Raw genomic sequence first — 11,026 nt, 5'->3', positions numbered from 1 at the left:
GAGCGCCGCCACTGCGCGATGCGCTGCTGCGGCGAGATCGCTGGAACCTGGCCGGGCGGATCGATCGCCAGCCGGTCGATCGTCAGCCGCGCCGGGGCCAGGCCGTCCGCCTGCGCCGTCATCACAATCCGCCCACGCCCGGTCTCCGCGCGCACGATAACTTGCGCCAGGCCATTGAACAACGAGCGCGCGCCATGGTCGGGCGGCGATTGCTCAGGCTCATGGCTGTTGGGGTCGCCATTGCCGAGCCCGATGATCGCCGCGCCCGCGACCGTGAAGCGCACCGGCAGATTGGCGGTCGGCACGTGCCGCCCCTTTGCATCGACCGCATCGACCGTCACCGGCTGCACATCCTCGCCATCGCCCGCCATCACGCTGCGCGCAGGCGTCAGGCGCAGCGCAACCGGTCGCCCCGCCGTCTCCTGCACCGCGCGCGCGACGATCCGCCCGCCGCGCCGCGCCACCGCCTCGATCCGGCCCGGCGCATAGGGCACTTTCCACCTGTTCCCCAGGAACCGGTCAACGGCTTGCGTGCCCAACTCGCGCCCGTTCAGGCTGAGCGTCACCTGTTCGGCATTGCTCATCACCACGACATCGATGCCGTGCCCCTCACGCCCCGGCCACGTCCAATGCGGCGCGAGGCTCAGGACCGGCGCATCGTCGATCCATTGCGCGCTGCGCAGGCCGAAGGCGGTCTTCGGGAAACCGCACAGGTCCAGAATGCCGAAGAAGCTCGAGATCGTCGGCCATTCATACGGCGTCGGCTCGCCATGATAATCGAAGCCGGTCCATACGAACCCGCCAGCCACGAACGGCCGGTCGGCGATCATCTTCCAGCTCGGCCCGTGCGGTGCCCCCCAGCCCGCTGCTTCGCGGTCATAGGACGTCGCGATATGCGCCTTGGGGTCGCTCTCGAATGCGCCGCGCGTCTGATACGCGCTGGTGTCCTCGGTGCTGATGATCGGCTTGGTCGGAACCAGCCGATGATAGACGTCATATTGGTCCTGATAATAATTGAACCCGGTGACATCGACTTCGGTCGAGGTGTTGACCGGATCGTTGAACGCGCCGTTCATCGCGACCGTCACTGGCCGCGCGTCATCGAGCCGCTTCAGCACCGCCACCATCCGCCGCGTCATTTCGACGCCTTGCGGTGTCGATTTCAGCGGTTCCTCGTTCCACAGCGTCCAGATGATCACGCTGGGGTGGTTGCGGTCGCGCCGCACCAGCCATTCGAGCTGGGCCATATAGTCGGGCGATGGGTTGAAATGGCGGTTCTCGTCCATCACCAGCAACCCCATCCGGTCGCAATAGTCGAGCAGTTCGGCGGTCGGCGCGTTGGACGACATGCGCACCGCGTTGCAGCCCATCGCCTTCAGCCGCTGCAGCCGCCAATAGAGCAAGGCATCGGGCATGGCGGTGCCGACCCCGGCGTGATCCTGATGGATACACACCCCTTTGATCTTCACCGGCCGCTCATTGAGGAAAAAAGCCGCGCTCGGCATCGAAGCGGATCGTGCGGAAGCCGATCGGGATCTGCCGCACATCCACCACGCCCCCCGTCGCGCAGCACCTGCACGCGCAGCGTGTAGAGCGTCGGCGTTTCCACCGACCACAACCGCGCATCGCCAATGTCGAGCGTCAGCCTGGCGTCGGCCTGCTCCAGCACCGGCACCGTCGCCGCAACGCTCGCGCGCTCGACCGCATGGCCCTCGGGGTCGAACAGCGTCGCTTCGACCGTCACCGTCGCTGCGGCGCGCTCGCTATTGGCCAGCGTCGCGACGACGGGCACCTGCCAGCGGCCCGCGACATCGCGACGCGGATCGCAATAGACGCCATCGCTGATGATCGCGACCGGCGCGCGCCGCACCAGCCAGGCGTGGCGATACAGCCCCGCCCCTTCATACCACCAGCCTTCCCAGGCACTGGCATCGACCCGGATCGCGATGACATTGGGTTCGTCGCCAAAGGTCGCAAACGGCGTGATGTCGGCATAGACGCTGGCATAACCCGACCAGCTATGCGCGACGACGCTGCCATTCACCCAGATCGTCGCATTGGTGGCGATGCCGTCGAAATGCAGCTCGATCGTCTTGCCGCGATCGGCGGGATCGAGCAGCAGCGTGCGGCGATACCAGCCGATCCCGCGCGGTCGATAGCCTTGCGAGATGTTCGCGCTCTCGACGAAGGGCTGCGCCGCCGCCCAATCATGCGGCACGCGCACTGCCGCCCAGTCGCTATCGTCATACAGCACCGCCGCCGCACCGATCGCATTCCCGGCCATCGCGGAAAGATAGGTCTCGGCATGGCCCGCCGGTGCGGGTGCTGCGATATCGCCTTCATGAAAGCGCCAGCCAAGCTCGAGCAGCGTCCGCGCCGGGTCCTGGCGGACGGGCCGCGGCGGCAGGCTGTTTTCGGGACGCGGCATCGGAAACCCATCGGCCGTTTGCGGCGCTGCGGCGGCGGCGACGGCCGGAACGGCGCGCAAGGCACTAGCGCCCGCGCTGGCGAGCAGAAGCTGGCGACGGTTCATGGCAACACTCCGGGGAGGAAAGGTCGGCGCGCGAACGCGCCTACAGGTCGGACAGTTCGGCGACGAAGTCGTAGGCGTCACCGCGATAATAAGACCGCGTAAATTCGGCCGCACGGCCATCTTTCAGGAAGCCACGCCGCTCGATCAGCAAGCCCGGATGCCCGGCGCTGACGCCCAGCATCTTGGCATGTTCGGGCCCGAACGGCACCGCGCGCAACCGCTGCAGCGCGCGCACCGGGCGGCTGCCAGCCTTGTCGAGCGCGGTATAGAGCGAGTCCTCGACCGCGCTGATGCCGGGCAGGCAGTAACCGGCGATGGTCGAGAATTCGAGTGCCATCGGCTGGTCATCGGCATAGCGAATCCGGTGAAAGCGATAGACCGGTGTCCCCGGCGACAGCCCCAGCGACATCGCTTCGTCGGGGTCGACCGTGCCCGCCGCCCGGCTGATCCAGCTGCTCGACGCGGTCTTGCCGCGCGCCGCCATGTCTTCGGAAAAGGACGACAGCTTGGAAAAGCTCTTTTCCACGCGCCCGGTGACGAAGGTGCCTGCACCGCGTCGGCGCGTCAGCAACCCTTCCTCGACCAGCCCGCCAATCGCCTTGCGCACGGTGATCCGCGAAATATCATATTCGACGGCCAGGTCGCGCTCCGCCGGAATCGCATCGTCTTGCGCCAGCACATCGTGCGCGATAGCCTCGCGGATGAGGTGCTGAAGCTGCAGGTAGAGCGGTGCCGGATTGCCTTCGCGAAACTGTCCGATCTGTTGCGAAAACGCCAATGCCCATCCCTTTCGCCGCGACGTGATACGCCCCGTCTCGTGCGTGCGTCGCTGTGTGAGCAGCCAGCCTAATCAAAGCGTGGCAGGTGAGCAATCGGGATTGTTGCGATTTCATATTGGTATGCTTCGCACGAATGCCGCACCGGTCGATCCCGCAGTTTTATATCAAAAACCGTTATCCGGTCCGCTTGCAAGTGGACTTATATTGGTTACACTTCGAGCCAAAGATACGCCAGAGCGGCGGCAGGGAGATTTTATGATGCAAAGCAAGCAGCGCGGCACCGCGGAGCGCAATTTTCGGCGGTGCGGTGCTACGCTCGGAATGCTGTCCTCGCTGCTGATCACCGCATCGGCGACGGCGCAAACCACGCCATCTACGCTCCCATTACTCCCGCTTCCCGCCAAGATCACGCGCACGGCCGACAGCATCACCATCGCCAATGGCGCGGGCGTCGCCGTGCCCAACGGCGATGCCGAAGCCGAAGCCGCCGCGCGCCTGCTGATCGCGCAAGTCGCCACCACGCGCGGGCTCGCCCTGCATACCGCCAGCGACGGAGCGGCGATCCGCTTCGTGCGCGACCCAGCGATTGTCGGCGCAGAAGCCTATCGCCTGACCGCCGATGCGAGCGGCATCCGGATCGCGGCTTCGGCGCGCGGCGGTTTCGTCTATGGCGCGATGACGCTGGCGCAATTGCTCAGCCCCGATCAGGCGTTCGGCAAACCCGTCACCGTCCCCGGCGTCGATATCAGCGACGCGCCGCGCTTCGCCTGGCGCGGCGTGATGGTCGATGTCGCGCGGCATTTTCAGCCGTTGCCCTCGCTTTACCAGATCGTCGATCAAATGACGGCGGTGAAGTTGAACGTACTCCATCTCCACCTGACCGACGACCAGGGCTGGCGCTTCGAGGTGAAACGCTATCCCAAGCTCACCGAAATCGGCGCGTTCCGCGCGCCGCCAAGCACCGGCGGCCCCGCCCCGACCACGCGCGTTGGCGGTTTCTACACCCAGGCCGAACTGCGCGATCTGGTCCGCTATGCCGCCGAACGCGGCATCACGATCGTCCCCGAAATCGATCTGCCCGGCCATGCGCAGGCGCTGGTCGCGGCCTATCCTGAGATCGGCGTGTTCGGGGATCGTCCGGTCGTATCGCACGATTGGGGGGTCAATCCCTATCTGCTCAACCCCGGCCCCAAGGGCGTCGCCTTTGTCGAGAACGTGCTCGATGAACTGATGGCGGTGTTCCCCGGCAGCTTCATCCATCTCGGCGGTGACGAAGCGGTCAAGGATCAGTGGGAACGCTCGCCCGAAGTCCAGGCGCAGATGGCCAAGCTCGGGCTCAAGACCGAAAATGCGCTGCAAAGCTGGCTGATCGACGAATTCGGCCGCTATCTCGCCAGCAAGGGGCGGCGGCTGATCGGCTGGGACGAAATCCTCGAAGGCGGACTGCCGCCTTCGGCCTCGGTGATGTCGTGGCGCGGCGAAAAGGGCGCGGTCGATGCCGCCAATGCCGGACACGATGTCGTGCTGACCCCGGCACCGACGCTGTACGTCGACAGCCTGCAAAGCGACCAGCGCGACGAACCACCCGGCCGTTTGTCGATCCAGACGCTGGCCGATGTCTACGCTTATGATCCGCTACCCAAGGGCATCGATGCGACCGCGCGAAGCATGTGCTCGGCGCGCAGGTGAATGCGTGGAGCGAATATCTCGTCACGCCGTATCAAGTCCAGCACGCGATCTTCCCGCGTGCGGCGGCGCTGGCCGAAAACACCTGGTCGAACGCGCCGCGCGATTTCACGAGCTTCGCCACACGCCTTGCCCCGCAGGCGGCGCGCTGGCGGCGCGGTGGGATCGAGGTGGCCGACAGCGCCTTTGCTGTAACCTACGCCCTGCAAGCGCGCGCGGCGATGCGCTGCGGGCAAATAAAGTGACGGTTGCGCTCGCTACGCAAGTCCCGGTCGGCACGATCCGCTATACGCTGGACGGCACCGCGCCGACGGCACGCTCGCCCGTTTATGCAGCACTGCTCAGCCTTGTCCCAGGCGCGACGATCAAGGCCGCCGCTTTTGACACAGACGGCATCGCCACCGCGCGCATCCGCGATTTCGCGACGAGCCGCAGCGCCTTGCTCTACCGCAACGCCTCCGACCTGGTGTCGTGCCCGCGCGGCGCGCTGGGGCTGCGCGTGTCGCTGACCGCTGATGCCGAAAGCAACGGTCCTGCTTTCAACATCAACCTGTTCGACACGTGCAGCGCCTATCCGGCGGCCCCGCTGGACGTGGCCGGCGGTTTCACGATCGAAGTCGCGCGGCTGGCGCGCCATTACGGCCTGGCGCACGAAGCTTCGGCGGTGCGCGAGCCCTATAACGTAACCGCGCATGGCGAATTGGTCGTGCTCGCCGGGTGCCAAGGAGGCCGCAAGGGCGCGCCCGACAAGGACGCCCCAAAGCCCGTCGTAGTTGCGACCTTCCCGCTCCCTGATCCCGCAGCATCTCCTACCAAGATGACGTTCAAGGGAGCCTTGCCGCAGATGAGCGGGGACCGCGACCTGTGCTTCCAGTTCACCTCGCCGACCTCCGATCCTTATTACGCCGTAGCATCGGTCCAACTGACCGAGCGCCGCTGATGCACACCTCGTTGCGCGCCGCAATCGTCGCTGCATTGCTGACGGGAGCGGCCGCACCGCTCGCCGCCGCACCGCGCACCGCCACCGCGCTCGACGATGGCTGGCAAGCGCGCATCGCCCCGTCGAACAGCGCTGCGGTCACCGCGCACAAGGAACAGACGCGCTGGTTCCCGGCGCACGTGCCCGGCAGCATCCAGCAGGATCTGATCGCGCGCCACCGCGTGCCCGATCCTTTCCTCGCCACCAACGAAGGGGAGATCCAATGGGTCGGGCGCAGCGACTGGCAATATCGCCGCACGCTGCAAGTAACGCCCGCAATGCTCGCGCGCGATCATCTCGATCTGGTGTTCGACGGGCTCGACACCTTCGCCACCGTCACGGTCAACGGCCGCCCCGCAATCGTCGCCGACAATGCCCATCGCCGTTGGCGGACCGATATCAAGCCGCTGCTCAACCTTGGCGCCAACGAAATCCTCATCACCTTCGCCGCGCCAATCAAGACGCTGCAACCGATGGTGCTGGCGCAAAAGGCTTCGCTGCCGGGCGAGTATGACTCGGCCTTTGGCGACGAACCCAAGGGCCGCCAGACCTCGCCTTATATCCGCAAGCCCAAATACAATTACGGCTGGGATTGGGGCCCACGCATCCTCAACGTAGGTCCATGGCGTCCGGTGCGGCTGGAAGCCTGGGACGAGGCGCGCATCGACACGCTGCGCGTCGACCAGGATTCGCTGAACGATAGCGAGGCGCGCCTGTCGGCCAAGGCCGTCCTCCAGGCCGATCGCGAGACTGTCGCCAACGTCCGCGTCACGCTGACCGCGCCCGACGGATCGCAGCAGCATGTCGTGCAGCAAGTGACGCTGGCAGCCGGCACCAACGCCGTGTCGGTGCCGATCACCGTCGCCAACCCGCAGCGCTGGCAACCGGTCGGTTATGGCGCGCAACCGCTCTACCGCGTCACCGCGACGCTCAACCAGAATGGCGAGGCAACCGACACTGCCGAGCGCCGCATCGGCTTGCGCTCGGTCGAGCTGATCCGTGGCGGCGGCGCAATGGGCTTTCGCGTCAACGGCATCCCGATCTTCGCCAAGGGCGCGAACGTCATCCCATTCGACAGCTTCCCGGCCCGCGTCACCCCAGCCTCGATGCGCCCGCTGCTCACCGCCGCGCGCGACGCCAATATGAACATGCTGCGCATCTGGGGCGGCGGCTATTATCTCGACGATGCCTTTTACGACATGGCCGACGAAATGGGCCTGATGGTGTGGCAGGATTTCATGTTCGGCGGTGCCGTCACCCCGCCTGATGCCGCCTATCGCGAGAATGTCCGCATCGAGGCGGAGCAACAGGTCGAGCGGCTCGGCAACCATCCCTCGATCGTTCTGTGGTCGGGCGGCAATGAAGTGCTGTCGGGCTGGGAGAATTGGGGCGACCGCAAGGCCTTCAAAAAAGGCGGTTGGCGCCGACGAGCAGGAACGCATCGGCGCTGGCATGGCGGTGCTGTTCGATCGTGTGCTGCGCGATGCGGTGCTGACGCGCTCGCCCGGCACGCCTTATTGGCCGGGTTCGCCCTCGACCGATTATGAAGGCCCGGTCGATACCGATGCGTCGGGCGACCGCCATTTCTGGGATGTGTGGTCGGGCTCCAAGCCGGTCGAGCGCTATCTCGACGCGTGCCCGCGCTTCATGTCCGAATATGGCTTCCAGGCGATGCCCGACATGGCGACGGTGCGCGCCTTTGCTGGCAACGGCCCGCTCACCCCCGAAAGCCCGGTGCTGAAGGTGCATCAGAAGTTCCTCGCCGGGGAAGGCAATGAACGGCTGTTGATGTACATTCGCGACCGGCTCGGCGAGCCCAAGGACATTGCCGACTTCGTCTATCTCAGCCAGGTCAACCAGGCCGAAGCGATCGCACTCGCCGCCCTCCACCACCGTTCGTGCCGCCCGGTGACGATGGGGTCGCTCTATTGGCAGTTGAACGACGTGTGGCCGTCCATCTCCTGGTCGAGCATCGATTATGACGGGCGCTGGAAGCTGCTCCATTATGCCGCTCGCCGTTTCTTCGCGCCGCAGGTGATCGTCGCCGAACATAAGGACACAGCCACGCGCATCGCCTTGGTGTCGGATGCGACCACGCCGATCGCGGCACGCTGGCGCGTCCGCGCGTTCGACATGGCGGGCAAGCCGCTTAGCGAACAAGGCGCGGCGGCAAGCATGCCCGCTTTGTCCGCCACCGATGTCGCCAAGCTCGACGATGCGACGGTGTTCGCCGGGGCCGATCCCGCCAACAGCTATGCCGTCGCCGAATTGCTGGTCGGTGACGCCGTGGTCAGCCGCGCCATCATCGAGCGCGGCGTGCCCAAGACGATGCACTATCCCGATCCCGGCCTGACCGCGACGTGGAGTGGCAAGAGCGTCACCATCCAAAGCACAGCGCTCGCCCGCGCGGTCATGCTCGACTTCGGCCAGATCGGCGCGCATCCCTCCGATAACGGCTTCGACCTGTTGCCGGGCGAAAGCCGCACCATCACCGTGACGTCCACCGCGTCGCCCACGGCGCTTGCCGCCGCCCTAACCCTCCGTTCGCTGGGATCCCGTCGATGATCTGGATGTTGCTCGCCGCCGAGGCTGCGCAAGTTGCTCCCGCCCCCGAAACGCTGACCACCGCGCAAAAGGCGGCCCAGCTGCAAAGCAGCGCGCCCGCCGATCCCGCCGCCGGTCTGCCGGCGTATGACTGGTGGAATGAAGGCCTGCACGGTCTCGCGCGCAATGGCTATGCCACGGTGTTCCCGCAGGCGATCGGCATGGCGGCGACGTGGGACGCGCCGTTGCTCAACCGCATCGGCGATGTCGTCGCCACCGAAGCGCGCGCCAAGTTCAACGCGCAACCGGTTTCGGCCGATCGCAAGATCTATCAGGGGCTGACGATCTGGTCGCCCAACATCAACATCTTCCGTGATCCGCGCTGGGGCCGCGGGCAAGAGACCTATGGCGAGGATCCCTATCTCACCGGCCATCTCGGTGTCGCCTTCATCACCGGACTGCAAGGGCCGGACCCGAAGCACCCAAAGGTCATCGCCACGCCCAAGCATCTCGCCGTCCATAGCGGTCCCGAGGCCGGGCGCGACGGTTTCGATGTCGACCCGTCGCCGCAGGATCTGGAAGCGACCTACCTCCCCGCCTTCCGCCTCGCGGTGACCGAGGGCAAGGCGCAGTCGCTGATGTGCGCCTATAACGCCATCCACGGTGTCCCCGCCTGCGCCAATGCGCCGCTGATGGTCGATCGGCTGCGTCATGATTGGGGCTTTGCCGGCTTTACCGTCTCGGATTGCGACGCCATCGCCAATGTCCACCTGTTCCACCATTACCGGCTCGACGCGGCAGGGGCTGCGGCGGCCTCGCTCAAGGGCGGGACCGACCTCAATTGCGGCACCACCTATGCGGCGCTACCCGAAGCGCTCCAGCGCGGCCTGATCACCAGTCAGGACATCGACACCGCGTTCGACCGCGCGATGGCCGCGCGCAAGGCGCTCGGCATCGTTTATGGCGCAACCAGCCCGTGGTCGCGCATTTCGCCCAGCGACATCGGCACGCCCGAACACCACGCCGTCGCGCTGGAGGCAGCGCGCAAGGCGATCGTGCTGCTCAAGAATGACGGCAACCGGCTTCCGCTCAAGGCCGGAACCCGCGTCGCGCTGATCGGGGCGGATGCCGATGACATTGGCGTGCTGCAGGGCAATTACCACGGCACAGCTCGCACCCCGATCACCCCGCTCGAAGGCCTTCGCCAGCAATTTGGCACGGATAATGTCCGCTACGCGCAAGGCTCGGTGCTCGCCGATGGCGCGCCCGTGCTCGTCCCCGAAACCGCCTTGCGCTGGAATGGCGCGCCGGGGCTGCAAGCCGAATATTTTGCGGTCCCCGGCACCAGCGGCACGCCCGTCGTCACGCGCGTCGAGCGCCATATCGATCACGACATCAACCGCGCGGTCCCGGCCCCTGGTCTCGGGGCACAGTGGAGCGCGCGCTGGACCGGCGAACTCGCGCCTCCTGGCCCCGGTGCCTATCGCCTCGTCCTTGATGTCCCCGCCTGCTGGAAATATTGCAAATCGCACGATGCCGCGCGGCTGTGGATCGACGGCAAGCAACTCGCCGAAGGAGAAATCAAGAAGGTGCGCATCGAAGTAAACTTCGACAGCGACGGCCAGGCCGTGCCGTTCAAGCTCGAACTCGACCATGTCAGCGACGATGAAGGCGTGCGGTTGTTGTGGCTGCCCCCCGCCGAACCGCTGATCGCCGAGGCCGTGGCCGCCGCCAAGGCCGCCGACGTGGTGGTCGTCTCGGTCGGCCTCTCGCCCGATCTGGAGGGTGAAGCGCTCTCGGTCAGCGTGCCCGGCTTTGTCGGCGGCGACCGCACCGACATCGCGCTGCCGCACGCCCAGCAACGCCTGATCGCCGCGCTCAAGGCGACCGGCAAGCCGCTGGTGCTGGTGCTGACCAGCGGCAGCGCCGTCGCGCTCGATCCCACCGATGCCGACGCGATCCTCGCCGCCTGGTATCCGGGAGAGTCTGGCGGCACCGCAATCGCCGAGACGCTCGCCGGGCGCAACAATCCCTCGGGACGCTTGCCCGTCACCTTCTACGCCCACACCACCGACCTGCCCGCCTTTGTCGATTACGGCATGAAGGAGCGCACCTATCGCTACTTCACCGGCACGCCGCTGTGGGGCTTCGGGTACGGCCTCAGCTACACCCGCTTCGCGTATACCGCCCCCGACCAATGCGATCACCGTCGCCGCCGGGCAAAGCGCGACGGTGCACGTGCGCGTCGCCAATGTCGCGCGCGCGACGGTGAAGAGGTCGTGCAGGCCTATCTCGTCCCGCCGGCCACCAAGGGGGCTGGCTTCACCACGCCGGTGCTCCAGCGCCAGTTGGTCGGCTTCAAACGGCTGGCGATCGCGCGCGGCAAGGCGGGCGACGCCAGCTTCACGCTCGATCCGCGCAGCCTCAGCCTGGTCGCGCGTGACGGCACGCGCGCGATCGAGCCCGGCGCTTACCGCCTGTTCGTCGGCGGCGGCCAGCCAGGCA

At 66.5% G+C, this 11,026-nt stretch carries 7 protein-coding genes and 1 pseudogene; 5 read left to right on the top strand and 3 right to left on the bottom strand.

What is annotated here, in order from left to right:
- The 3 genes from NW75_RS27865 to NW75_RS15435 form a co-directional block, all read right to left on the bottom strand.
- Nucleotides 1-1,469, bottom strand: a 1,469-nt coding sequence (locus tag NW75_RS27865) for a glycoside hydrolase family 2 TIM barrel-domain containing protein (protein ID WP_331386166.1), incomplete at its 3' end; no start/stop codon positions are given.
- Nucleotides 1,466-2,533 (bottom strand): sugar-binding domain-containing protein, encoded by a 1,068-nt coding sequence (locus NW75_RS27860; RefSeq protein WP_052192444.1) that lies wholly within the window; start codon nucleotides 2,531-2,533, stop codon nucleotides 1,466-1,468. The genes NW75_RS27860 and NW75_RS27865, both read right to left, overlap by 4 nt.
- Before the next feature lie 40 nt (nucleotides 2,534-2,573).
- Entirely contained in the window at nucleotides 2,574-3,311 is a 738-nt protein-coding gene (locus tag NW75_RS15435) for a GntR family transcriptional regulator (RefSeq protein ID WP_010406773.1), read from the bottom strand.
- A 121-nt stretch (nucleotides 3,312-3,432) separates the two neighbouring features.
- Between NW75_RS15435 and NW75_RS15430 the strand changes: the two are divergent.
- The 5 genes and pseudogenes from NW75_RS15430 to NW75_RS15420 form a co-directional block, all read left to right on the top strand.
- Nucleotides 3,433-5,243 (top strand): annotated as a pseudogene (locus tag NW75_RS15430) (beta-N-acetylhexosaminidase).
- A complete protein-coding gene (locus tag NW75_RS26705; RefSeq protein ID WP_231565240.1) occupies nucleotides 5,240-5,938 on the top strand; it encodes a chitobiase/beta-hexosaminidase C-terminal domain-containing protein in 699 nt (232 codons plus the stop codon). The pseudogene NW75_RS15430 and the gene NW75_RS26705 overlap by 4 nt, the downstream one beginning before the upstream one ends.
- Entirely contained in the window at nucleotides 5,938-7,524 is a 1,587-nt protein-coding gene (locus NW75_RS27855; protein WP_331386165.1) for a glycoside hydrolase family 2 protein, read from the top strand. The genes NW75_RS26705 and NW75_RS27855 overlap by 1 nt, the downstream gene beginning before the upstream one ends.
- The gene (locus NW75_RS27850) at nucleotides 7,430-8,542 is read left to right on the top strand and encodes a glycoside hydrolase family 2 protein (RefSeq protein ID WP_331386164.1); all 1,113 of its coding nucleotides are present in this window, start codon (nucleotides 7,430-7,432) and stop codon (nucleotides 8,540-8,542) included. Before NW75_RS27855 ends, NW75_RS27850 begins: the two co-directional genes overlap by 95 nt.
- Nucleotides 8,539-11,026: glycoside hydrolase family 3 C-terminal domain-containing protein (locus NW75_RS15420; RefSeq protein WP_033966080.1), on the top strand; the 2,488-nt coding region annotated here is incomplete at its 3' end. The genes NW75_RS27850 and NW75_RS15420, both read left to right, overlap by 4 nt.

The sequence above is a fragment of the Sphingomonas sp. Ant H11 genome, assembly GCF_000797515.1.
In the GTDB taxonomy this organism is placed as follows: Bacteria; Pseudomonadota; Alphaproteobacteria; order Sphingomonadales; family Sphingomonadaceae; genus Sphingomonas.
Note: the sequence above shows the minus strand (reverse complement) of the source record. Positions and strands in the feature narration are given on the sequence as shown.